The following is a 24,100-nucleotide window of genomic DNA, read 5'->3' as shown; positions in this document are numbered from 1 at the left end:
GCATGCTGACCGGCCACGACATCCGCGAACGCATCGCGCAGCGGGAGACTTCTTCGGTTGAAGCGGTGCGCACCGCCCTCGATGCCGCCACCGCCGCCGATCCCATCATCAAAGCGTATCTGACGCTCTTGCCCGAGCGCGCACTGAAGCGCGCGGCCGAAATCGATGCACGGCTGGCCCGCGGCGAAGACTGCGGCATACTCGCGGGTGTGCCGGTCGCCGTCAAAGATCTGTTCTGCACCGAAGGCGTCACGACGACGAGCGGATCGAAGATCCTGGCGAACTTCGTGCCGCCGTATTCGGCGACGGTCGTCCGCAAGCTCGAAGCGGCGGGCGCGGTCATCATCGGCAAGACGAACATGGACGAATTCGCCATGGGCTCGTCGTGCGAAAACTCCGCGTTCTTCCCCACACGCAATCCGTGGGATACAGATCGCGTGCCGGGCGGATCGTCGGGCGGCAGCGCGAGCACGGTTGGCGCCCGCTCGGTACCGATCGCGCTCGGAACCGACACCGGGGGCTCTATTCGCGAGCCGGCCTCTTTCTGCAACGTCGTCGGCGTGAAGCCGACGTATGGCCGCGTAAGCCGTTACGGCATCATCGCATTCGCGTCATCGCTCGACCAAGCCGGTCCCATTACGGCCGATGTGCGTGATGCAGCCGATACGCTTGAAGCGATTTCGGGCCACGACCCGATGGACTCGACAAGCATCGACGTGCCCGTTCCGCACTACGCCGATGCGCTGCGCGATGATTTGCGCGGCGTGCGCATCGGCATCGTCCAAGAATTCGAAGCGAGCATCGCCGGCGACGCCAAGCTGGCCGGGCTTTACAAAGCGGCGTACGCCGAACTCGAACGTCTTGGCGCAACTCTCGTGCCGGTCTCGCTCGCACACGCCAAGTACGGTTTGGCCACGTACTATCTCATCGCGCCGGCCGAATGCTCGTCGAACTTAGCGCGGTACGACGGAGCCCGCTACGGCGTGCGCGTCGCCGGGGACGGTGACGTCTATCAGATGTTCGAGCAGACCCGTGCTGCGGGTTTTGGGGCCGAAGTCAAACGCCGGATCATCCTCGGCACGTACGCGCTCTGTTCGGGCTACTACGACGCATATTACGTGCGCGCGCAGAAGGTCAGAACGTTGATGAAGAAAGACTTCGACGAGGCCTTCGTGGCGTGCGACGCGATCGCGTGCCCCGCCGTTTCCTGTCCTGCGTTCCCGCTCGGCGCGAAATCCGATCCCGTTGCCATGTATCTCATGGACTACTTCACGATTCCGATGAGTTTGGCCGGCATTCCGGCGATGTCGGTGCCTGCCGGCTATATCGATGGGCTGCCGGTCGGCTTGCAGATCGCAGCGCCGGCGTTTGAAGAGGGGCGCATGCTCGGCGTGGCTCACGCCTACGAGCAAGCGACGCGCTTCGCGTGGGCTGCATCGCCGAAAGTCGGTGCCGCATGACGATCGAGATGAAGACGTCCGACTACGAGGCGGTCATCGGTCTCGAAGTGCACGTCGAACTCTCCACGGCGAGCAAGATGTTCTGCGGATGCCTCAACGAATTCGGGGGCGAGCCGAACACGCACGTCTGTCCGGTCTGCCTTGGTATGCCCGGCTCGTTGCCCGTCATCAACCGGCGCGCCGTCGAGTACCTCTGCAAGGCCGGCTTCGCCCTCGGCTGTGCGGTAGCGCCGCATTCGAAATTCGACCGCAAGAACTACTTCTATCCGGACATGCCGAAGAACTATCAGATATCACAGTACGATATGCCGCTCACGACCGGCGGAACGGTCAAGCTGCCTTCCGGCAAATCGGTGCGGCTCAACCGCATCCACTTGGAAGAGGACACCGGCAAGAATCTTCACCACGGCGGCAGCATGACCGGGTCGGAATACACGCTGATCGACTACAACCGCGCCGGGGTTCCGTTGATGGAGATCGTGAGCGAGCCCGACCTCGCAACGCCGGATGAGGCCGAGGCCTACCTCGCCGAGCTCAAAGCGGTCTTGTCGTACATCGGCGTATCGGATGTCAAGATGCACGAAGGCTCGCTTCGTTGCGACGCCAACGTTTCGATCCGGCCGCGAGGCGCCGAAGCGCTCGGCACCAAGACCGAAGTCAAGAACATGAATTCGTTTCGCTCGGTGGGGCGCGCCGTGAAACACGAGATCGAGCGCCAGCGGCGTTGCGTCGAAACCGGCGAGCGCATCGTTCAGGAAACGCGCGGCTGGGATGAAAACCGTGGCCTCACCTATTCGATGCGCTCGAAAGAGCAGGCGCACGACTATCGCTATTTCCCCGAGCCCGACCTCGCGCCGATGGCGCTCGATGCGTCTTTGCTTGACGCATGGCGAGCGGAATTGCCCGAACTGCCGGACGCGAAACGAAAGCGGCTCGTCGCGGCGTTCGGTTTGGCGGAATACGACGTCGCAGTCCTGACGACCGAGCGCTCCGATGCCGACTTCTTCGAAGCGGTGGCCGCGCATTGCGGAGATGCGAAGCTCGCAGCGAACTGGCTCATGGGGGATGTCAGGCGAGCACTGCAGGCCGCCGAGCTCACCCTCGCGCAATCGCCGATGACCGCCGCACAGCTTGGAGATCTCATCCTCATGGTCAAAGGCGGCGCGATCACCGGGAAGGCCGCGAAGGAGATCTGCGACGTGCTCGTCGTCGAAGGGCGTGATCCGAAGACGATCGTCGAAGAGCGCGGTCTCGGAGCCGTCACCGACCGGCAGGCCATCGCCGACATCGTCGACCGGGCTATCGCCGCGAATCAAAAATCGGTCGATGCGTATAAAGGCGGCAAAGTCAATGCGTTCGACTTCATCGTCGGCCAAGTCATGAAGGAAAGCCGCGGCAAAGCAAACGTCGATATCGTCAGGGCTCTGCTGAAGGAACGCTTGGGATGACCGCTTCCGAGGCCGCGTTTGACGACGCGGCGCTCGCCGCGCTCGAATTTGACGTCGTGCTCGCACAGATCGCCACGCGCGCCACGAGTGAACCGGGCAGATTGTCCGTGCTCGAACTCAAGCCCACCACCGATCTCGCGGCCGCGGCCGCCGAGCTCGCGCTCGTGGACGACACGCTTACGTTCATCCGGTCGGGCGGCGACTTTGCGCTGACCGGCGTCGTGGATATGGCGGCCACGTTGGAACGAGCGGTGGTCGGCGGCTCACTTTCGGGCGTGGAATTGCGGCGCATCGCGGACAATGAGACGTCGCTCGTCACCGCCTGCCGCAGTATCGCCGGCGCGAAAAGGCAGGGGACTGCAAACCGGTGGTCGCCCCTTTTGGCCCTTGCGCTCACGCTCGCGCCGACCGGCACGCTCATCTCGCGGCTGTCGTCTGCGTTGGAGGAGGACGGCCAGGTCGCGGATAGGGCGTCGCCTGCGCTCGCGAAAATCCGCCGGCAGCAGCGCGCGCTGCACGATGAAGTGCGCGAGCGTTGTCAGTCGATCACTCGCAATCCCGATACGGCGAAGATGCTCTCGGAGCCGATCGTCACGGTTCGCCGCGGGCGCTACGTCGTGCCGGTCCGCGTCGAGTACGCGTCGCAGTTCGCGGGCGTCGTCCACGATCAATCCGCCTCGGGTGCGACCGTCTTCATCGAACCGATGGCGGCAGTGGAGGCCAACAATCGCCTGCGCGGCCTCGAGACCGCGGAAGAACGTGAGGTCGCTCGGATTCTCGCGGAGCTGACGGGCTTGACCGCGGCCCAAGCCGATGCGCTCGCCGCAAACGCAGGCTTGAGCGCTCGCCTCGACTGCGCTGGCGCGCGCGCTCGCTGGGCTGTGTCCGTCGAAGCCGGCAGCCCCTCGCTCTCGGAGCAACGCATCGTGCGGATCGTGCGCGGCCGTCACCCGCTGCTGCGGCGCGTCGCCGTGCCGCTGGACATCGACGTCGGCGATGCTTTCGACGCGCTCATCATCTCCGGACCGAACATGGGCGGCAAGACGGTCATGCTGAAGACCGTCGGACTTTTCTGCGTGATGGCGTACGCCGGCATCCCCCTACCGGCCGCCGCCGGCACGATCATCGGCGCGTTCGACCATATCGCTTGCGTGATCGGCGACGAGCAGTCGATTGCTGAGAATCTCTCGTCATTTTCCGCTCATCTGCGGGCGCTTCGAGCGGCGCAGGCGCGCGCCGGAGCCGGCTCACTCATTCTCGTGGACGAGATCGGCAGCGGCACGGAGCCGGGTGCGGGTGCTGCGCTTGCCCAGGCGTTCATCGAAGCGATGCTGTCTGCGGGCGCTCGCGCGATCGTCACCACGCACTATACGCAACTGAAGATCTTCGCGGCCGATCACGACCGCGTCGCCAACGCATCGATGCTCTTCGATCCCGCGACGAACGAGCCCACGTACCTGCTGCTTGTCGGCGTGCCGGGCCGCTCGCTGGCTTTTGCCCTCGCGCGAGCGATCGGGTTCGATCCCGCGACGATCCAGCGAGCGGAAGTCCTGCTCGGCGCCGAGGCGATGGACCTCGAGCGCGTCTTCGCGTCGCTTGCCGACCAGCGCGAGCAGTTCCGCGCGAAGGTCGAAGACTTGGAATCCCAGCGACGGCGCGCCGTGGAATTGGAGTCCGGTCTACGCGATCAGCTCGCGCAAGCGCAAGCGGATCGTGCCGGCTTCGAGCGCAAGGCGGCTGAAACGTTGGCGCATGCAGTGCGGGAAGTCGAAGAAGAAGTCCGTGCGAAGGCAGAACAAGGCGCCGCCGACACACGCCGTCAGCGCATCAAACCGGTTCCGCAATCCGACGAGGCACTGGACCGAACGTTGACCGAGATGCGGCGCAGTCTTGGCCTAGAACCGCACGAACGCTCGACGTCGCGCGCGGCGGCCACCGATGCGAGTGGCGCAAGCGACGGCGCCCGTCAGCAATTTCGTGTCGGCGATGCGGTGTTTGTGCGAACGTTCGGCACGAGAGGAATCGTCGCCGATGTCTACGACCGCGACGTGCTGGTCACGATCGGCAATGCGAAGACCGTCGTAGCACCCGCGGATTTGTCGCTTGAAGGTCCCGCCGCCGGAGCTCCTGCTCGGCCGCCGGGCAATAAGCGCAGCGGCGAACTTCATGCCGCGGCGGAGCTGGCTTCCACGCGCGTCGATGTGCGGGGTATGCGCGTTGAGGAAGCGATGCCGATCGTGGACAAAGCGCTCGATGACGCAAGCCTCGCGGGATTGCGCGAGTTGCGCGTGTTGCATGGCAAAGGCACGGGCCAATTGGGCCGCGGCATCCGCGAGTTCTTGCGCGGCCACCTGCAAGTGGAAAACACCGCGTTCGCACCAGACCGCGAAGGCGGCTCCGGCGTCACCGTCATCTCGCTGAAGTAATATGGAGGGCAACCGTACTAGGGCAAGCATCGCTTGCCCAAAAAATGGGTGAGCGTTGCTCACCTTAGTACGGGTAGCTCGCCCTCCTACAGGGAGCCAGGGCAAGCAGCGCTTGCCCCCAAACACCAGGCGGATGCTGAGCCCCGATGAACAAGTAGAGATACTCGCCGAACGGTGCGTCGACGTGGTCACGCGCGAAGATCTCGCCGCTCGCATAAGAGACGGACGTCCGTTGCGCGTGAAGCTGGGAATAGATCCTTCGGGCCCGATGCTTCACCTGGGCCACGCTGTGGTGCTCCGTCAACTTCGGGCATTCCAAGATTGCGGCCACAAAGCGGTGCTTGTCGTCGGTGATTTCACCGCTCAGATCGGCGACCCGACCGGCCGCGACAATTCGCGAAAGCCGCGTTCTCGCGAAGAAGTCGAGGCCGACATGATCTCGTATTCCGAGCAGGCCGCGGCCATCATCGACATCGATAGTGCCGAGGTCCGCTACAACAGCGAGTGGCTTGGCAAGCTGACGTTCGCCGAGGTGATCGGGTTGTGTGCGCGCACCACGGTCGCCCGCATGCTCGAGCGCGACGACTTCAGCAAGCGGTATGCCGACGGTGCATCGATCGGGCTGCACGAATTCATGTATCCGATCGCGGTCGCGTACGACTCGGTCGTGCTCGATGCCGATGTCGAACTGGGAGGCACGGAGCAGCTCTTCAATCTACTCATGGGCCGGCGGCTGCAGAGCGATATGGGCAGACGTCCGCAGATCTGCATGACCTTGCCCATCCTTGAGGGCACCGACGGCGTGCAACGCATGGGCAAGAGTCTGAACAATTACATCGCGCTGCGCGATGAGCCGGCGCAGATGTTCGGCAAGATCATGTCGCTGCCCGACGCGCTCCTCGAACGCTACTGGCGTCTCGCAGCCGTGCGCACCAAAGCCGAGACCGACGCGATTTTGAGCGACCTGAGCTCGGGAGCGCTTTCGGCGCGCGATTCGAAGATGTCGCTTGCCGAAGACATCGTGCGGCTCTATCATGGCGCCGACGCTGCACTAGGTGCGCGCGCGCACTTCGAAAAGACGGTCGTCCGAAAGGAGATGCCCGATCAGATCCCATCCTTCGCTCTTCCGGCCGATCTAGGCGGGGCGACGTTGGCGAAAGTGCTCGTGGCGGCCGGCTTCGCCGAGTCGAACCGCGACGCGCAGCGGCTGATCGCGGCCGGCGCCGTCAAAGTGGACGGAACTCGCATCGACGACGCAAAGCACGCCGTCAGCGATTGGCGAGGCAAGGTCTTGCAAAAGGGCAACCATCAATTCGTCAGGCTTACGTAGTCGCGTCCGTGACGATTTCGCGCAGCTCCGTGCGCGAAAAGCGGTAGACGTCGCCGCAGAAATCGCAGCGTGCCTCGGTCTCATCGTCTTGCACGATCATCGATTCGAGCGTCGGGCGCCCAAGCCCGAGCATCGCTTTGATGACGCGCGCGCGGTCGCACGGGCAATCGAATGCGACGTCGTGCTTCCCCGTCGCACGCGGCGAGAGTGCGCCGGCATATGCATCGATCAGCGCCTCGGGAGGCGCGCCCTCGCGGATCATGCCGCTCACAGCCGGCAGCGCAAGTGCGCGCGACTCGAGGTCGCGAATCGTCGTTTCGTCCGCGCCGGGCAAGAGTTGGAGGAGCAAGCCGCCCGACGCCATCACGCCGGCCGGCCCGGCCATCACACCGACCGAGACGATCGTCGGGATCTGTTCGGAGCTGGCGAAGTAGTGGGCTAGGTCTTCGCCGATCTCGCCGCTGACCAGCCGCACCGCGCTCGTATAAGGTTGGAAGTCGCTGAACGTCCGCGTGACATGCAGCGAGCCGCTGCCTACGAGCCCGGCGACGTCGAACTTTCCGCGCGCGTTCAAAGGGACGTCGACATCGGGCCGCTGAGGATAGCCTCGCACGCGGCCGCCCGACATGGCCTCCGCGGTGAGCCTGCGGACGGGTCCGTCGCCCGTCACTTGAAGCGCGATCCGGTCGCGGCCCGACAGCGACGAGCCCATCAGCGCCGCACCGGTGAGAAGGCGGCCGAGCGCGGCAGTGACGGTGGGTCCGCATCCGTGACGAGCCTGTGCGTCCGTGACCACGCGCGTGGTCCGCACGGCGATGACCAGCACCGAATCGCCGGCAGCCATCGCCGATGAGAGATAGTCCGACTCCATGGTGCCGATTTCAGAGCGGAGCGCGACGCGTTCCTGCCGAACCAGCCGCGCCATGAACGCCGCCAACGCAAGAAAATCGGTCGCCGTCATCCACGGGCCGAATCTGAACCTGCTCGGCACGCGCGAACCCGATGTCTATGGCGCCGCCACCTTGGACGACATCGACGCGTCGATCCGCGCGCTCGCCGGGAAGCTCGGCTGCGAAGTCTCGTCATCGCAGCATTCCGGCGAAGGCCAGATCATCGATGCCGTCCACGCCGCGGCCGCGGCCGGTTCGGCGATCGTCATCAATCCGGGCGCGTACGCGCATTATTCGCTTGCGATCCGCGACGCGTTATCCGCTGCGCGCGTCCCTAAAGTGGAAGTCCACCTGACGAACATCTTCGCGCGCGAAATTTTCCGGCGCTCGTCGGTGATCGCCCCGGCGGTGGATGGCGTCGTCGCCGGATTCGGTGCGGAATCCTATCTGCTCGCGCTGCGGGCCGTCGCCGCAATGCTAGACAAACAAAGGGATTGAGCCCGCGCGCGGGGAGGATTGTCCTGCGCGCGGTCTAAGCCGCAGCCTTCGATATATTTCGTGGCATCGCCGGAGGAGGATTCCGATGACCAAGGCCGAGCTCATCGATGCAGTCACAGAGTCGGTTTCCACGGAGAAGGAGACCACCAAACGCGAAGTAGGCTTGATCGTCGACGCGGTTCTCGACCAGATCAAGAAGACGTTGCAAAAAGGCGAAAAGGTCCAACTCATCCCATTCGGCAGCTTTGAAGTGCGCGAGCGTCAAAAACGAGAGGGCCGAAATCCGAAGACCGGTGAGAAGCTCACCATTCCCGCCCGCAAGGTCCCCGCTTTTCACGCCGGTAAAGACCTGCGTGATTCGGTGAATAAAGCGAAGAAACGTTAGCCGGGGCCGGCGCGATGGCGCTTCCCAGCGCGCTCGACGTGGGGCCGATCCGGCCCGATGAGATGGGCGCTGCGGTGGCGGTTTTTCTTGAAGCCTTTCATGAAGGCGCCTCATACATCTACGGTGATCCACCGCGCCCGGAAGCGATGATCGACGTCTGGTCGTTCGCGCGAGAAGTCGAACCGGGCGGGTTTCTCGCCGCGCGCGATGCCGCAGGCACGTTGCTCGGTTACGCGTTTATCACGTCATCCGTGGGCGGCCTGCGACGACAGGCGATTATGAGGCTTGCGCCGCTGCGCTGGGCATGGCGCGCGGTATGCGGGCGATATGGAATAGTTTGGGCGCACGTGCTTCGCCTATTCGGCAACAAAATGGCGTTCTCTCGTACAGCCGGCGAGTTTCGCACGAGTGGCGACGCACAACTCCTGAACATCGCCACCGCCGCAGACGCACGCGGCCGAGGCGTCGCCTTCGCGCTCGTGAGCGCCGGGCTCGCATACCTCCGCGACCGGGGCGTTCAAGAACTGCGATTGGAAGTGCGCCCCGACAACGCGCCGGCTAGGGCTGTCTACTCCCGCGCGCGGTTCATGGAAGTGGGTCGCACCCGCGATCCCGGCGGCGAGTGGGTCGTGATGGTGGGGCGCCCGTAGTTACTGTACCTGATCGACTGCGAGAAATCGAAATCGTTCAACAGATCGCCGAGACCGGGATAGTTCTCGCGTACGTCGGGCCGGTTATCCGGGCGTCCGTCCATCGTGGGATCGATCCGCTGACCACGGAGAAATAGGTCCTCGATAAATTTGTTGTACGCATCGAAGCTCAGCAACTGATGGTCGATGAATCCGTGTTTCGCCCACGGTGAGATCACAAGACCGGGCACGCGGATGCCATACCCGTATGAGTCGATCGTGGGGGGCACCACGTGATCGAAAAGTCCACCGAAATCGTCCCAACTGACGAAGATCGCGGTCGAATTCCAATCGGGCCCCGACATGACGGCATCGACGAGACCCGAGACGTACTTCATGCCGACCCGTGGGTTCGCGTTCGGGTGTTCGCTGGTGTGAAAATCGGGAACGACCCAACTCACTGCCGGCAGTCGGCCGTGTCTCGCGTCGGCGTAAAATCCGCCGCCGTCGACGATGTTGCCGAGCTGATTGTCTTCTGCTACGTCCGTGAATAACGGCAACGGGTTCCAATCGGTGGGAATGGTGGCGCTTTGCGGCACGTAGATGCCGTGGACGCCGTCGTCTTCACCCGGGTTGATCACATCGGGCGACTGGCCTGGGAAAACGTAGTACTTCCAAGACACGCCGGAGCGATGCAGCAGCCACGTGATGTCGGTCCAGGCATTTCCACCGGGCTGAGGCAGGCAGCATGGGTCTGACGATTGACATGAGAGAGGGTCGTTCAGCACGGCGCACGTGGCCGACCAATTTGAGACCAGATAAAGGTGCGCGGGCAAGCTCCACTCCGTGGTCGACGAGAACATGGCGTCTTGCAAGACGTAGTTGTGCGCAAATGCCCAATAGTCGGGGATCTCGCGCGCATCGTGATACGCCATCACCTCCGAGCCGCCAAAATTCTGCCCGATTTTTGCCTGTGCCACGAACCCATCCATCTTCCCGCCGTCCACATCTTTTATCTCGGCCGAGGAGTCGTGCGGGCCGCCGTAGGTTTTCTCCATGTGCTCGTGATAGGAATAGACGCATTGTTTCGTCTGCGGGTCCGGATTGCAGTCGTTCGGCATTCCGTTTTTCATCGGGATGCCGTTCGCGCCGGGATAGGTGCCGAAGTAACTGTCAAAAGACCGGTTTTCTTGCATGATGATGATGACATGCTGGATCTGCGGAATGCTGCTGCTCGCGCTGGCCAAACTCCACGTGAAGAGCTGCGCGCACGCGAATGCTGCGATCGCGGGAAAAATTCTCGACATTGAATCCCATCCATTTTGAAGAAACGTAATAAGCAGGACATTACTCCCTTGCTCCGGCTAAAGCGCGATTACCTTTCACCAATAGTCCCGACGCACGCGCCATAGGCCACAGTAAGGGACGGAGTTGTCCAAAATTTTCAGGTCATATAGCCGAGCATGAAAAACAAAAACCGTTATCGCGTGCGCGCGGCCGCGCGCGATAGTGCGGCGAAGTCGCCGGCATCTCGAATCCCCAAGAATGCCGAGATGAACGGCATCGCCGCTCGCATTCCTCGCGCTGAAGGTTCGTAACCCGGCGTGTTCGCAAGCGGATTCACCCACACGACAGCCGCAGTCCGACGATCGAGCTCGCGCATCGCGCGCGCAAGATCCGAGACTTCGCCGACGTCCATGCCGTCGCTGTAGATCAGTACGACCGTATCGTCGGTCAGCAAAGCCCCGTTATCCCGCACGAACGCAAGAAGACTCTCCCCGATCCGTGTGCCGCCTCCCCAAGCCTCGCCGAGCCGCGTCAATCGGTGTTCCCTGATCCGCATCCACTTGCGCACGTCTCTCGTGACGTCGAGCAACGAAGTGCTGAAAACGAAAATATGTGCGCGTTGCCAACGCCGGCACAGCGCATAGCCGAAGCGGAGCATTAACGTGCCGAACGGCGCCATCGAGCGGCTGCCGTCGATGAGCAAGATGAAGCGCGGGTTGCGTGGAGGGTGGCCGAGCTTTCGGATCACCATCGATTCGCCGCCGGTCTGCAAGCTCGTGCGCAGCGTGCGCCGCAGGTCGAGCCGCGGCCCGACGAGTTGGCTTCGCCAGCGACGCGCGCGCCCAAGGCGCACGCTTGCCACGAGATCGCTCGCCGGACGCAAAAGTGACGTCGAATCTTCGAGCGTCAACGTGGGTGCGTCAGCGCTTCCGGCGAATGGGCTATATCGCGCGCGCAGGGATTCCCAGGCAGCGACGCTTGGCCGCTCGTCGCCGACAGACGTTATCTCAGCGGGCGCCGACTCACCCGGCGCAAGAGCACTCTCATCGGCGACTTCGCTAGATTTGCTGCCGGGCGTTTGTCCGGAATGCGATTCCCGATCTTCGCGCGCGCCCTGTGCGCTTCGCGTATGGCGTGGGGCGTAATGGTCTTGGCGGACACCCCGATCGGGGTGCCGGAAGAACGCGTCGAACGCAGCGTCAAACGCTTGGACTTCTTCAGGCTTCGTGCAGAGCACGAGCCGCATCGCGCGGCGGACGCGAGCGACATCGTGCACCCCGACGACTTCTACGGCCCGAAGCGCATCGTGGGCTTCGTCCTGTCCGACATGGAATCCGAGGTCGCTTCGAAGCGTCCGGCAGAACGCGACGACGTTGGAGGTGAGATCGCCGCCATATTCCGACATGTGCCCGCTCAGCCGCTGTGTGCCTGCACCGAACCCAAGCCGTAGTCCGTTGCGTACGGCGCTTCCTCGCTCGATCCGGGTGGCGCGATCAGCACCTGATAACGGTCGCGCTGCGCCCGCAATTGCTCCCAATCTTCTTGCACTTTGAGGAAGCATCCGCGGGTCTGCTCGATCGTCTTCTCATCGATCGCACCGCGGTGCAGCTGCATGAGGGCCCGCGCCCAATCCAAGCTTTCGGCGATGCCGGGCACTTTCTGAAAAGGCTGCGCGCGAAGGTACTCCATGAATCGCGCTATCTGATCGGCCAACCGCCTGTCGATCTCCGGCAGGCGCGCGCGTAAGATGGCGACCTCGTGCTCGCGGTCCGGATAGTCTATCCAAGAGTAAAGGCACCGCCGCCGGAGCGCATCGGACAGTTCCCGAGAGCGATTGGACGTGAGGATGACCGCCGGCCGGTGACGCGCCCGGATCGTGCCGACCTCAGGAATCGTGACCTGGAATTCGCCGAGCACCTCGAGCAAGAACGCCTCGAAGGCCTCATCCGCGCGATCGACTTCGTCGATGAGCAGAACCGGTGCGCGCTCTTCGGTGATCGCTTCGAGCAGCGGGCGCTTCAGCAGAAACGGCTCGCTGAAGATCTCGGCTTCGCGCGAATCCACCGACGAACCGTCGTTCTCGGTGAGGCGGATGCGCAACATCTGCTTCGGGTAGTTCCACTCGTAGAGCGAAGTCGCGGCGTCCAGACCCTCGTAGCACTGAAGCCGGACGAGACGGGTGTTCAGCACTTCCGCCAGGACCTTAGCGCTTTCGGTCTTGCCGACACCCGCGGGACCCTCGATCAGCAATGGTTTTTCGAGCGCGAGCGAGAGCTCAAGCGCGGTGGCAAGATCGGGCCCCGCGATGTAGCCGCGGCTCGCGAAGCCTTCGCTGATCCGGTCCGAATTCACGGCAGGCTCGTCGAAGCGATCGCGTACTTCTCAGGATCGGCCAAGAAGGCCGCACGGCAGCCCGCACTGCAGAAGAAGATAGTGTTCGCGCGATGCTCGGCCGCGAATCGTGCGCTCCGCACGTCGACGTCCATGCCGCATATCGGATCCGCGGCATACGATCCAAAGTCGGTCTGCTCGGGCGCGCGCGCCGCGCGCTTCGAAGACTCCGACACGATCTCTGCGAGAATCGAGATCGCGACTTCGGTGGCACTGCGCGCGCCTATGTCCATGCCGACCGGATTTCTTATGCGAGCGATCGCTTCGGCGCCGGTGCCCGACTGCGCGAGCACACCGCGGATGGCGGCCGCGCGACGCCGGCTTGCCAAGAGTCCGACGAAGGCCGCAGGTCCGGCGAGAAGCGTTTCCAACGCCGCTTCGTCGTAGTGGCCTTGCGATGCGATGATCGCGACGAGCCGCGAGCGTGCAGCGGGATCGAGCGCCGCCAAGAACGGCTCGAGCGCGCCGAGCGCGAGGACCCTGACGCCGGATATGGTCTCGAGATCGCGCAGTTCTGCATCGATGGCCACTCGCACGACGTCGAACTGCTGCGCCGCAGCGGCGATACGCGCGAGCGCTTCGGCGACCGGCGTATACCCGACCACGAGCAGCAGCCCCGGAGGAACGTGCGGTTCTATGTACACATCGACGGCGCCGTTGGAAGCACACCCCATCGGTACGGTCACCCGTTCCCCATCGGCCGAATCCGGATGTTCGTCGGAATCGTTGTCGGGCCGGATCTGCAGCAGCCGCGGTTTGCCGGTCTGGATCGCACGCAGCGCCTCGCGGCGGACCAAGTCGCGCGAACAGGACCCGCCGACGAAGCCTTCCATCCTGCCGTCCGCGTGCACGACGGCGCGATCGCCGAGATGCGAGCTGACAGGCGAACGCCGCGCCACGACCGTGGCAACGGCAAACGTTGCGCGGGCCTGCTCGAGTTCGGCCGGTCTATCGAAGTAATGCATCCTGCTCTGTGCGCGACACCGTCAGGCGCGCGCCGCCTCCACCGCTGCCGTGTACTATGCAGCCTCGGTCAGCTTCGCTTTGACATTGGCGAATGTCGTGCTGATCACCCGTTGTGCCTGGGCATCCAGCACGCGCCCGCCTACCGTTGCCACCGGCCCTCGCATGGTGGCGCTGGCATTCCAGTCCAAGGTCGTGGAGGCGTCGCCGTTGTCCGTGAGCTCGGCGTTGGCGGTGAGGTCGACGACACTACCAAAACCGCCGCCGCCGATCTTAAGGACGATGTGCCTCCCGTCGGCTTGCGGGTCCAATTGTATCTTGAATTTGAACTTGCCGCGCACGGGTCCGACGGCAACGCGCACCGTCGCGTCGAAGTTGCGCGGGTCGTGCACCGCGATATCCTCGACTTCAGGCAAGCATGACGCGACGCGTTGCGGATCGTTGATGAACGCCCACACTTTGGGAAGCGCGGCCGGCACTCGTTCTTGGCCGTTGAACTTCAGATCCATCGGCTACGCTCGTGGCGCCGGCGCCGAGGATTGCGCGTCTTGGATCGCCCGCCACACCTTATCGCGCGTGAGCGGCATGTCGAGGTGTTTCACGCCCAGCGGCGACAGCGCATCCATGACCGCGTTCACGAACGCTGCCGGCGATCCGACGTTCGGGCTTTCGCCTACGCCCTTTGCACCGAAGGGATGATGCGGGCTCGGCGTGGTCGTCTTGTCGGTCTCCCAGTGCGGAGTCTCGAGCGCCGTCGGAACGAGATATTCGGTGAAGTTGGTGTTGAGATTATTGCCTTCAGCGTCGTACTTGATCTCCTGCATGAATGCGATCGCGAAGCCTTCCGCCAACCCGCCGTGTATCTGCCCTTCGACGATCATCGGATTGATGATATTGCCGCAGTCGTCGATCGCGAGGAACCGGCGCACGCTCACGGTGCCCGTCTCCTTGTCGACATCCACCACTGCGATGTAAGCGCCGAATGGAAACGTCATGTTCGGCGGATCGTAGTAGTACGTGGCTTCAAGGCCGGGTTCTGAATCCGGCGGCGGGTTCGTGTACGCCGCGAACGCGACGGCATTCATCGTGACGTTCTTACTCGGTGCGCCCTTGACTTGGAACTTGTAGTCGACCCACTCGACGTCGGCTTCCGCGACCTCGAGCAGATGCGCCGCGATCTTCTTCGCCTTTTCGCGGATGCGCCGCGATGCCATCGCGAGCGCCGCGCCCGCGACCGGCGTGCTGCGGCTCGCGTACGTGCCGAGCCCGTACGGCGCGGTATCGGTATCGCCTTCCTCGACCATGAGGTTTTGTGGATCTAAGCCGAGCTCCTCAGCGACGATCTGCGCCCACGTGGTCTCGTGGCCCTGGCCTTGGCTCTTGGTTCCGGCCCGCACGATGCCCGACCCCGTGGGATGGATGCGGATCTCCGCGCTGTCGAACATCTTCAAACCCATGATGTCGAAGAACTTGCCCGGTCCTGCGCCCACGACTTCGGTGAAGGCGGAGATGCCGATGCCCATCAGTTCGCCGCGCTTGCGCTTCTCGGCTTGTTCTTTCCGTAATGCGTCGTAGCCGATCGTATTGAGCGCCTTGTCCAGCGTGCCCTGATAGTCGCCGCTGTCGTACACGAGGTTCAACGGCGACTTATACGGGAACTGTTCTTTCTTGACGAAGTTCTTGGACCGCAGCTTCGCGGGATCCATGGCAAGTTCGCCGGCGAGCAGATCCATGCCGCGTTCGATCGCGTACGCAGCCTCGGTGACGCGGAACGAACACCGGTAGGCGATGCCGCCCGGCGCTTTGTTCGTGAAGTATGCGTCCACCTCGGCGAACGCCGACGGAAAATCGTACGAACCGGTGACGATGCCGAAAAGGCCTGCGGGATATTTGCGCGGGTCGGCCGCCGCATCGAACGCGCCGTGATCCGCGGTGGTGGTCACTTTGAGCGCGGTCACGCGGCCGTCTTTGGTGGCGCCGATCTCGGTGTCCATGTGATAGTCGCGCGCGAATCCGGTGGTTGTGAGATTTTCGGTGCGCGTCTCGATCCACTTCACGGGCACGCCGATGATCACCGACGCGGCGGCCGCGACGACGTAACCGGGATACACCGGGACTTTGTTGCCGAAGCCTCCGCCGAGGTCCGGCGAGATGACGTGGATCTTGTCTTCGGGGATGCCTGTCACGAGCGAGACGACCGTGCGGTGCGCGTGCGGCGCCTGCGACGTCAAGTAAAGCGTGAGCCGGCCGGTGGCCTTGTTCATATCGGCGATGATGCCGCATGGCTCGAGCGGCGCGGGGTGGCAACGCTGGAAGTAGATGCGGTTCTTGATGTGGACGTCGGATTTCGAGAGGGCAGCATCGGTTTGATCGCGTTCGCCGACTTCCCAATGGTAGATGTGATTGGTCTTGTTCTCGCGGTCGTCGCGCAGGATAGTCTTGTCGGTCTTGGCGATGAATGGATCGACGACCGGTTGGAGCGGCTCGTAGTCCACTTCAACCAGTGCGGCGCCGTCGTGCGCCGCGTCGCGCGTTTGAGCGACGACGCCGGCCACTTCCTGGTATTGGTAGAGCACCTTGCCGACAGCGAGCACCATCTGTTTGTCGAAGCCGTGGAACGTGGGAATCCAAGCCAGGCCCGCGCCGGCGAGATCTTCGCCGGTGATCACCGCAAGGACACCCGGCACTTTCATCGCGGCGGACTTATCGATGCTCTTCAGGCGCGCGTGCGGATACGGGCTATGCACGAGCGCGAGGTGCAGCATGTTGGGCAGATAGATGTCGTCGACGTATCGACCTCTACCTTGGATGAAACGCGGGTCCTCTTTGCGCTTCATGGAGACGCCCATCGCGTGCCGGTTCGGCTCTGTCACACTCATCGTCATTCCCCCCGTCTACGCCGTCGCGGCTTCGGCAGCCGCCGGAGTCGCGGGCGCCTTCGCGCCCTTCATTTCTTTGGCCGCCTGCTGGATCGATGTCACGATGTTCTGATAGCCCGTGCAACGGCAGAGATTCCCGGAGATGCCTTCCCGGATCTCATGCTCGCTTGGGTCCGGGTTTTGTTGGAGAAACGTATAAGCCGTCATCAGCATGCCCGGCGTGCAGTAGCCGCATTGCAGACCGTGGCAATCCCAGAACGCCTGCTGAAGCGGATGCAGCTTGGCGTCTTTGAGCAACCCTTCCACAGTCATGATCTCGTGGCCGTCGGCTTGGACGGCGAACATAGTGCACGATTTCACGGCTCGCGTGCCGTCGAGGACGACCACGCACACGCCGCAACTCGACGAATCGCACCCGACGTGCGTGCCGGTCAGCCCGATGTTCTCACGCAAGAAGTAAGCGAGCAATGTCCGCGGCTCGACATCGCGTTCGTACGCCGTGCCGTTCACTTTCACGTTGATCTTCATCACTTTAGTCCTCCGACGCCTAGACGCTCGAACGTCGCTTCAAGCGCCCGCCGCAAGAGCACGCCGCTCATCGCCTTCTTGAACTCGACCGATCCGCGATTGTCCGCCGTGGGGTCGGCGATCTTCGTCGCCTCCTCGGCTGCGGCACGGATCAACTCTTTCGTGGGTTTCGCGCCCTTCAGCAGCTTCTCGGCCGCGGCGACACGCATCGCCTTCGGTCCGACGGCGCCGACGGCTACCCCGATGTCGGCGACGCTTCCGTCGGCGGCAAGGGTGATCTGCACGGCGGCCGCAACGGTCGCGAAGTCTCCGACCTTCCGTTCCATCTTTTGATAGGAGCCCGACGTGCGATCGCCCGGTGTGGGGATGCGCACCTCGATGGCAAGCTCGCCTTCCTGCACCGCGGTCGCGAACGAGTCCACGATGAAGTCGTCGATCGCGATCGTGCGGTCCCCTTTGGCGCCCCGAACCAAGATTTGCGCGCGGGACGCGAGCGCGACGACGGGCCAGTCGCCCGCAGGGTCGTTGTGGCAAAGGCTGCCGACGACCGTGCCCATCTGGCGAACAACCGGGTCGGCGATCACCTTCGATGCGTCCGCGATCAAGCGGTATCGCTCGCCGATGATTTTCGAGGTCTCGAGGGCGAAATCGCGCGCGCACGCACCGATGACGAGGCTGCCGCCGGCCTCGCGCAGATAGTCCAATGATTGAATGGGGTTGATATCGATAAGGACGGCCGGCTGCGCGAGCCGGTAGCGCATTGCCGGAATCAGGCTCTGGCCGCCGGCGAGGATGCGGCCATCGGAGCCGGCCTGCGCTAGTGCCGACAGCGCTTCCTCAGTGGATCGGGCGCGCCGATACTCGAACTGTGCAGGAAACACGCGAACCTCCAAGTCTCCGCTGGAGTGCAGTGGGGTCAGGACCGTTCGCGCCCGCGAAATGCTCGACCTCGTAATACTTGCTCTCTGGCTGGAAGATTTCTAACGAATCTGGCTAGCCGGGCGGCAACGGAAAGAAGCGGCGGGGCATCAAATGTCGGCACCGCCTACGTATTGCGTCGCCCGTGGAGTAATGCTGCGATTATGCGAATTGCCCGCCTTAGTGCAGCAACGTGCGCCTGTGTCATTTCAGTCGCCGCAATCATTGTTTCTTCAGGTTGCAGCCAAAATCAAGGCGGCGCCGGCGCCCCTGCAGCTTCGCCCGCGACGACTCCGTTCGATACGGCGGAGAGATGGCCCATGTTCAACGGATCGTACGCGGGCGACCGCTGGCAAGATCTCAACCAAATCAACGTCAGTAATGTGAAGAACCTCAAGGTCGCCTGCAGATTTCCAACCGGCGAGACCGGCGCATTTCAGGCTGGTCCGGTGATCGCCGACGGCATTTTATATTTCACAAGTGTCAACACGACCTACGCGATCGACGCGACCAACTGCAAGTCGATTTGGAAATCGACGTACGTGCCGGCGACGCCGCTGAACTTCAATACCAACCGCGGCGTGGCGCTCGACGGCGGCAAATTGTATCGAGACACGCAAGACTGCCATCTTCTCGCGTTGGATGCGGCAAGCGGCAAGATGCTCTGGAACGTGAACGTTTGCGACTCGACCAAAGGCGATTTTCTGAGCGCAGCGCCTATCGTGTGGAACGACACGGTCTACGTCGGCATCGCTGGGGCCGACTGGGGCGCTCGCGGACGGATGATGGCCTTCGGCGCGAGCGACGGCCATCAAGTCTGGGCTTTTGATTTGATCCCGATGGGCAAGGAAGCGGGCGCCGACACCTGGGGCAAGGCGTCCACGGCCGCGACCGGCGGCGGCTCGACGTGGACGACGTACACGCTCGATCCGCAAACCGGGGAGTTATTCGTGCCGGTCGGAAATCCAGCGCCGGATTTTTCCGGCGACTACCGGCCGGGTGCGAATCTCTACACATGTTCGCTGGTCGTGCTCGATGCCAAAAGCGGACAATTGAAATGGTATTATCAGCTCGTGCCGCACGATGTGCACGACTACGATCTAGGCGCCGCGCCGATGTTGATCACGACGGCGGCCGGGAAAAACCTCGTGGTATTCGGCGGCAAAAATGGATTTGTCTATGGCCTCGATCGAGCGACGCATGCGGTTGTGTTCAAAACAGCGGTCGGAACCATCCTCAATCAAAATTCCGCAGCGACCGTCCAAGGATCTCAGGTATGCCCCGGTTGGGTCGGGGGTGTCGAGTGGAACGGCCCCGCATACGCGCTCGACCGCAACGAGGTGATCGTCGGATCAAATGAATGGTGCGGCAAATACGTGCTGGGTGAAGCGCGCTATGTCGCGGGTAAATTCTTCCTCGGCGGGTCATTCGTGCCCGGGCCGTATGCCCTGTCGCACGGCTGGGTCACCGCCTTGAATGCAGACACCGGCAAGGTCGTGTGGCAAGACAAGACACCGGGACCGGCGCTCGCCGGCGTGTCGCCGACATCGGGCGGCGTCACATTCACCGGCGACATGGGCGGCACGTTCTTCGCGTTCGATTCAAAATCCGGAAAGATATTGTATCAGTCTAAGACGACCGGTGCGATGGCCGGCGGCGTCGTCGCTTATCGTGAGCACGGCAAAGAGTATGTCGTCGCCGACTCGGGCAATGTGTCGCGTTCGATATGGCCAGGCGCGACGGGCTCGGCCACGATCTATATCTTCTCGCTATGAGGAATATCCGGCCTGGGCCGGGGATCGCGGTGGCGGCGATGTTGATCGCTTCATCGGCGTCGATGGCCGCTGGGTTCGAGCCCAAACTTTCGAACGCCGATTTGCTCGCCGCAGAGAAAGCCGGATTTGAGTCGGCGGCTGGACACAACGGATTTCCAGTCTCGATGTATACGGTATTCGCCAGACCTGACGCGCTGACCATCGCGCCCGGAGACGGTTCGGTCGACGCTATCATCGTCGGCACGCCCTATGAACGTGTGAGCTACGCGAGCTACGTCGCGGCTTTTCAAGGTCATGCACCGACGGCGACGGATCTGCAAGGTGCGGCGACGCCGTATTCCATCGACGTCGTCGTTGTCGGACATAGCGCAGGCAAGGATGCGGACGAACAGAATTTTTTAACGAAGTACTCGGGTCCGATATTGGATGTCCGCGGTTTCGGCACTTTGAGGCCAATCTCGAAATCGATTTTTGGACCGACTATTGATTTTTACAACCTGGCGAACAAAAGTCACGTCCTGCGCTGGCTTGGCTACAATGCTTATCGATTCGACCTTCGCCCGCTGACCAAGCGTGGATCTGACATCGCTGGGCTCAAAGCGACCTTGCGGATCACCGATCCATACGGCAGGAGCTACACGGAGCCCGTCGATCTATCGAAATTCAGATAGTCAAGAGCTCACGAAGAGCCCGCAGGCCCACTAAACGCCCCTCTGAAGAAGTGGGAGAAGCCAAGAAAAGCCTAGAACCCAATATCCACGGCATCGGGCCGTAGCGAAGCCTGGTTATCGCGCCTGTCTGGGGGGCAGGAAATCGCTGGTTCGAATCCAGTCGGCCCGACCAAAGAAAAGTCCGCTCCGTAAGGGATTGCGGATTTTTCATTTCCTTGCCATTCGACCCGGTGACCCCCACAGCGCCCCCATTGTAGATGAAGGCGGTCAACTCGCGCTTAGTATCGCGTTCATACGGTCAGCCGACCCGCGCTGCATCGAAGGCGTGACGTGCGAGTAAAGGTCTAGCGTGATTGAGATGCTCGAGTGGCCCAACATTTCCTGAACGATCTTCGGGTGCTGTCCATCGGCCAGAAGAAGCGTGGCCGCCGTGTGGCGCAAGTCGTGGAACCGGATCGGGCTCAGGCCGGCGAGCTTCAGAAGCGGTTGGAACGATTGTACGACGAGCCATCCCTTGGTAAGCGGTTGCCCTGCGGCGTCGCAGAAGACCCAGGGATGAGCCCGCTTGCCGTCTTCGAACGCTCGCTGTTGGTGTCGCCGCAATGATTCGACGGCGACGGCCGGTAGCGCGACCGACCGGCGGCCGGCAGGGGTTTTCGTGTCGCCCCTCACGAGCTCCCCAGACTCGATTCGAGTAAGAGTGTGTCGCACCGAGACTTGCGAGCCCGCGAAGTCGACGTCGGACCAGTGAAGCGCCAACAACTCGCCTTGACGCATTCCCGTAGCCACCGCGAGGCAATAGAGCGCCTCCAGCGGATCGGACGCGGCGGCGGCCAGTAGAGCGCGGGCCTGGTCGCGATTCAGCGGCTTTATGGCCTTGGGGGTGACTTTGGCCTTCGTGATAGGCGCGCAGACGTTGCGGTCGATTATGCCACGGTCGACGCCTTCGGTAAGCGCCATAGATAGCACACCGCGGACGATCTGCCTCATCCGGGCGCCGGTGCCGTTTGTCTTCATGCGTCCGAGCATGAATTCCAAATTGGCCGTCGTGAGCTTGGAAACCGAGATCCGTCCGATCGGGCCGATGTGCTTCTGGATAGCGCCGTCGTATAACTCGTATGTCTTGAAGGCGATCGCGTCCTTTTTGCGCTCAAGCCATTCCGTCAGGTAATCGCTCATCGATGTCTTGAGCGCCTCGACGCGCCCCTGCTTGGAATACTTCACGCGCATCCGGACGAGCTCGTCCGTGACGTCGGCCTTGGTGCGGCCAACGATTTCTTGACGCATCCGGCGCCCATCGCTACCGACTCCAAGCGAAAGGCGCGCACGCCACCGGCCGTCTTTGCGTTGCGAGATGGAGCCCTCGCCGCGTCCACGCCGTCGATTGCTCACCGGATTACCCCCATATACCGTTCGATCGTGGTCTTCAAGAAACGCATGCGACTGCCGACCATGAAGCACTTGAGCCGGTTCTTGCGCCCCATTTCCCGAACTGTCTTCGCATCGCAGCCCAACATTTGCGCGGCCTCTGACGTTGTGAGGACGTCCTCGTTCTTCAAATCGATTGGCTCCGTAGTTGGCGAATCGAGCCTTCGCCGTGGACGCGCCGATTGCTCACCTATGGATACTCCCGTCCGTCGTCGAAAATTCGGGGGTCTATTGAAAGGATAATAAATGTTGAATCGATCGCACACCTGTGAGTGTGCGGGATGCAGTGGGTGCGCCCCGCACAACTCCCGCAGGGTCGTTTTGAAGTGTCGCGCCAGTTTTGTCGGCATTGAGGTGAAGCCGCCCGCCGGCTGGGAATACGGGATGGCCAGGACCGCCGCCGGCGTAAAGTTCACGCTGCTCTGCCCGGTTTGCGAGCCGCACAGCATTAAAGACCCGAAGCCTCAAGCCGACTCAGACCTGAACCCAGAGGGCGACTTGTGATCCCTGTACGTCTGCTTCAACTCGACCACCATCGCACTAGTGGGTTGTCGATGACCGCTGCCGTAAGCTCGAGCAGCGGTCTAATCACCGCTTGAACGGGTCGCCACCAATCAAGTTTGCTTTCGCGGCCAATCGTTCGCGATACGTGCATTTGATTCTCCCCTTTCGCGCCGAGTGGCGCAAGTGACGACGCCGTTACACCATTTATGCCGTCATAACCTTTCGCCTTAAGAACACAAAGGGTAAGCGTCCCGTCACAGGGTATTCCGCCGCATGGCAACAAAGAAGCCTCGCAAGGCCGCACCCGTTGAAAAAGTCAAGACGACCCTGTACATTTCGCCCGAGGTGAAGCGCCGGCTCAGCTATGCCAAGGCCGACCTTCGAGCCAGCGGCATAGCGACTACAGAGAGCCAGATAATGGAGGCTCTGGTCCTAAACGTTGAAACCGATCAGTTGGCGAAGTGGCTGAAATGAGTCGCGTGGTAGCGACCTAACTCAAATAGTGGGTGTTGACGACGTCGAGGTGACAATCGTCGTGACATTTTGAAAATAGCCGCTGTGGCTGCTTTTTAGCTCTTCTTCCGAATTCGCAACGAGGATAACTGCTTCAATCTTGCTACCGGAGTGTGCGGCCTCCAGTTCAATTTTGAAGCGCTCCTTCTGCGCCTCATCTCTGGACGCATAGTCAAACTCTCGAAAGGTGACTAGCTTCTTTGAGGCGCGATCGTATACTATTAAGAACACCTTGGGTGTGTGTGTCATGAGCCCTTTATCCTGATGACCTCGGCGACAAGTTCGTCGCCGTCAGCAATCGCCCTACTTAGAGCTAAATCTTGTAATTCGTCAATATAGTTCTTTCGTTTCGTGGGTTCGCCCCCGCCTACCTGATCTTGCGGAAATAGGGCCAAGAGCGCACTCGTTAGGGCCGTCGGCGGAGTATCCTTGGCGAGTAACGCGGCGGTTGCAACTTGATAAACCAGGTCTAACGTGTGAAGACTATCACTGAACACCTTTAGCTTTCTTTGAATATCGGCGGGCCCCCCGCCATACTTAATTGCAGGGTCCACAACTCTTGAGGTTCGTTCCGCTATGTTTGCCCATGCATTTTGACTTGGCGTTCTGATCTGCAATTCAATCAGTTTTCCATCGATCTTAGAAATGAGGTGGACGGATCTGTATCCGTGACGTGGGTTGTCTCGTTTATCGTCTACTTTGGTATCCGAGAATTCCGCCGATAGTACGCGAATCGCGAAGTCTTGATCGCTAAGCGATGGAACAACAATGCGACAACCTGCCAAGTCTTGCATCCGAGCCAAGTTGGTTTTCTCACGGTTCAGTTTTTCGATGATAGATAGTGTTTGCTTAGCAGGCCGCTCCACGGCCGGCACGTTAAGAAGTTCCATCACGCGCTTCGCCGTACTGTGGCTGATCTCGCCAAATGAAAGCCTGTGTTCCTCTAGCATTCGTAAATCGGACTCTTTTTGAGACACCCTCAGGCGCTCGCCAAGCTTCTCGATTTGACTCTTAGAGTAGGCCACGGAGACGCAATTCTCCACGGCTGTACTGCTATCCGGCAGCAGATTCACGTTATGTTTTAGCGAGCGACACGATCTCGCCTTGAGAGGCCTTCGACACATCGACTGCGTCGATTACGTCGTCGCCCACGAGATGAATGAGCCCGTACCTTTCG

At 62.0% G+C, this 24,100-nt stretch carries 22 protein-coding genes and 1 tRNA gene; 11 read left to right on the top strand and 12 right to left on the bottom strand.

The window, feature by feature from the left end:
• Nucleotides 1-2 precede the first annotated feature (2 nt).
• The 4 genes from gatA to tyrS all read left to right on the top strand — a co-directional run bounded on the left by gatA (nt 3) and on the right by tyrS (nt 6,664).
• Nucleotides 3-1,460 carry an Asp-tRNA(Asn)/Glu-tRNA(Gln) amidotransferase subunit GatA gene (gene gatA, locus VII69_07240; protein ID HEY5094888.1) on the top strand — a complete coding sequence of 486 codons (1,458 nt, stop codon included), beginning with the start codon at nt 3-5 and terminating at the stop codon, nt 1,458-1,460.
• A complete protein-coding gene (gene gatB / locus VII69_07235; GenBank protein HEY5094887.1) occupies nt 1,457-2,908 on the top strand; it encodes an Asp-tRNA(Asn)/Glu-tRNA(Gln) amidotransferase subunit GatB in 1,452 nt (483 codons plus the stop codon). Before gatA ends, gatB begins: the two co-directional genes overlap by 4 nt.
• Complete coding sequence (locus VII69_07230) at nt 2,905-5,334, top strand: endonuclease MutS2 (GenBank protein HEY5094886.1); 2,430 nt, start codon at nt 2,905-2,907, stop codon at nt 5,332-5,334. Before gatB ends, VII69_07230 begins: the two co-directional genes overlap by 4 nt.
• 133 nt (nt 5,335-5,467) lie before the next feature.
• A complete protein-coding gene (gene tyrS / locus VII69_07225; GenBank protein HEY5094885.1) occupies nt 5,468-6,664 on the top strand; it encodes a tyrosine--tRNA ligase in 1,197 nt (398 codons plus the stop codon).
• On the opposite strand, the gene hslO is transcribed toward tyrS, so the two are convergent.
• The gene (hslO, locus tag VII69_07220; GenBank protein ID HEY5094884.1) at nt 6,657-7,589 is read right to left on the bottom strand and encodes an Hsp33 family molecular chaperone HslO; all 933 of its coding nucleotides are present in this window, start codon (nt 7,587-7,589) and stop codon (nt 6,657-6,659) included. The two genes, tyrS and hslO, sit on opposite strands and share 8 nt — an antisense overlap.
• Between hslO and aroQ the strand changes: the two genes are divergently transcribed.
• The 3 genes from aroQ (at nt 7,588) to VII69_07205 (ending at nt 9,087) form a co-directional block, all read left to right on the top strand.
• Nucleotides 7,588-8,052, top strand: a complete 465-nt coding sequence (aroQ, locus tag VII69_07215) for a type II 3-dehydroquinate dehydratase (protein HEY5094883.1) — start codon at nt 7,588-7,590, stop codon at nt 8,050-8,052. The genes hslO and aroQ overlap by 2 nt on opposite strands.
• 85 nt (nt 8,053-8,137) lie before the next feature.
• Nucleotides 8,138-8,437, top strand: a complete 300-nt coding sequence (locus VII69_07210; GenBank protein HEY5094882.1) for an HU family DNA-binding protein — start codon at nt 8,138-8,140, stop codon at nt 8,435-8,437.
• Nucleotides 8,438-8,451: 14 nt separating this feature from the next.
• Nucleotides 8,452-9,087 carry a GNAT family N-acetyltransferase gene (locus tag VII69_07205; protein HEY5094881.1) on the top strand — a complete coding sequence of 212 codons (636 nt, stop codon included), beginning with the start codon at nt 8,452-8,454 and terminating at the stop codon, nt 9,085-9,087.
• Here VII69_07205 and VII69_07200 read toward each other — a convergent pair.
• The 8 genes from VII69_07200 to VII69_07165 all read right to left on the bottom strand — a co-directional run bounded on the left by VII69_07200 (nt 9,006) and on the right by VII69_07165 (nt 17,995).
• The gene (locus tag VII69_07200) at nt 9,006-10,373 is read right to left on the bottom strand and encodes an alkaline phosphatase family protein (protein HEY5094880.1); all 1,368 of its coding nucleotides are present in this window, start codon (nt 10,371-10,373) and stop codon (nt 9,006-9,008) included. The two genes, VII69_07205 and VII69_07200, sit on opposite strands and share 82 nt — an antisense overlap.
• A 173-nt stretch (nt 10,374-10,546) precedes the next feature.
• Nucleotides 10,547-11,758 carry a VWA domain-containing protein gene (locus tag VII69_07195; protein HEY5094879.1) on the bottom strand — a complete coding sequence of 404 codons (1,212 nt, stop codon included), beginning with the start codon at nt 11,756-11,758 and terminating at the stop codon, nt 10,547-10,549.
• 8 nt (nt 11,759-11,766) lie between these two features.
• Nucleotides 11,767-12,705, bottom strand: coding sequence for a MoxR family ATPase (locus VII69_07190; GenBank protein ID HEY5094878.1), 939 nt, complete (start codon nt 12,703-12,705; stop codon nt 11,767-11,769).
• Nucleotides 12,702-13,709 (bottom strand): XdhC family protein, encoded by a 1,008-nt coding sequence (locus tag VII69_07185; protein ID HEY5094877.1) that lies wholly within the window; start codon nt 13,707-13,709, stop codon nt 12,702-12,704. The genes VII69_07190 and VII69_07185 overlap by 4 nt, the downstream gene beginning before the upstream one ends.
• A 54-nt stretch (nt 13,710-13,763) precedes the next feature.
• Nucleotides 13,764-14,216, bottom strand: a complete 453-nt coding sequence (locus VII69_07180) for a carbon monoxide dehydrogenase subunit G (protein HEY5094876.1) — start codon at nt 14,214-14,216, stop codon at nt 13,764-13,766.
• 3 nt (nt 14,217-14,219) lie between these two features.
• Entirely contained in the window at nt 14,220-16,586 is a 2,367-nt protein-coding gene (locus tag VII69_07175; GenBank protein HEY5094875.1) for an aerobic carbon-monoxide dehydrogenase large subunit, read from the bottom strand.
• A 15-nt stretch (nt 16,587-16,601) separates the two neighbouring features.
• The gene (locus VII69_07170) at nt 16,602-17,114 is read right to left on the bottom strand and encodes a (2Fe-2S)-binding protein (GenBank protein ID HEY5094874.1); all 513 of its coding nucleotides are present in this window, start codon (nt 17,112-17,114) and stop codon (nt 16,602-16,604) included.
• On the bottom strand, nt 17,114-17,995 hold the full coding sequence (locus VII69_07165) for a xanthine dehydrogenase family protein subunit M (GenBank protein ID HEY5094873.1): 882 nt from the start codon (nt 17,993-17,995) through the stop codon (nt 17,114-17,116). Before VII69_07165 ends, VII69_07170 begins: the two co-directional genes overlap by 1 nt.
• Before the next feature lie 357 nt (nt 17,996-18,352).
• On the opposite strand from VII69_07165, the gene VII69_07160 reads away from it, so the two are divergent.
• The 3 genes from VII69_07160 (at nt 18,353) to VII69_07150 (ending at nt 20,650) form a co-directional block, all read left to right on the top strand.
• Complete coding sequence (locus tag VII69_07160) at nt 18,353-19,807, top strand: PQQ-binding-like beta-propeller repeat protein (GenBank protein HEY5094872.1); 1,455 nt, start codon at nt 18,353-18,355, stop codon at nt 19,805-19,807.
• Nucleotides 19,804-20,478, top strand: a complete 675-nt coding sequence (locus VII69_07155; protein HEY5094871.1) for a hypothetical protein — start codon at nt 19,804-19,806, stop codon at nt 20,476-20,478. The genes VII69_07160 and VII69_07155 overlap by 4 nt, the downstream gene beginning before the upstream one ends.
• A gap of 94 nt (nt 20,479-20,572) precedes the next feature.
• Nucleotides 20,573-20,650: transfer RNA gene (locus tag VII69_07150), tRNA-Pro, on the top strand.
• A gap of 95 nt (nt 20,651-20,745) precedes the next feature.
• Here the strand turns inward: VII69_07150 and VII69_07145 are convergent.
• The gene (locus VII69_07145) at nt 20,746-21,765 is read right to left on the bottom strand and encodes a tyrosine-type recombinase/integrase (protein HEY5094870.1); all 1,020 of its coding nucleotides are present in this window, start codon (nt 21,763-21,765) and stop codon (nt 20,746-20,748) included.
• 918 nt (nt 21,766-22,683) lie between these two features.
• Here VII69_07145 and VII69_07140 point away from each other — a divergent pair.
• Nucleotides 22,684-22,884: a hypothetical protein gene (locus VII69_07140; protein ID HEY5094869.1), complete on the top strand. Its 201-nt coding sequence runs from the start codon at nt 22,684-22,686 to the stop codon at nt 22,882-22,884.
• 21 nt (nt 22,885-22,905) lie between these two features.
• On the opposite strand, the gene VII69_07135 is transcribed toward VII69_07140, so the two are convergent.
• Together VII69_07135 and VII69_07130 are read right to left on the bottom strand one after the other, a co-directional pair.
• The gene (locus VII69_07135; GenBank protein HEY5094868.1) at nt 22,906-23,172 is read right to left on the bottom strand and encodes a hypothetical protein; all 267 of its coding nucleotides are present in this window, start codon (nt 23,170-23,172) and stop codon (nt 22,906-22,908) included.
• Nucleotides 23,169-23,996, bottom strand: coding sequence for a RelA/SpoT domain-containing protein (locus tag VII69_07130; GenBank protein ID HEY5094867.1), 828 nt, complete (start codon nt 23,994-23,996; stop codon nt 23,169-23,171). The genes VII69_07135 and VII69_07130 overlap by 4 nt, the downstream gene beginning before the upstream one ends.
• Between the last annotated feature and the right edge of the window lie 104 nt (nt 23,997-24,100).

The organism is Candidatus Eremiobacteraceae bacterium (assembly GCA_036511855.1).
GTDB lineage: Bacteria > Vulcanimicrobiota > Vulcanimicrobiia > Eremiobacterales > Eremiobacteraceae > JABCYQ01.
Note: the sequence above shows the minus strand (reverse complement) of the source record. Positions and strands in the feature narration are given on the sequence as shown.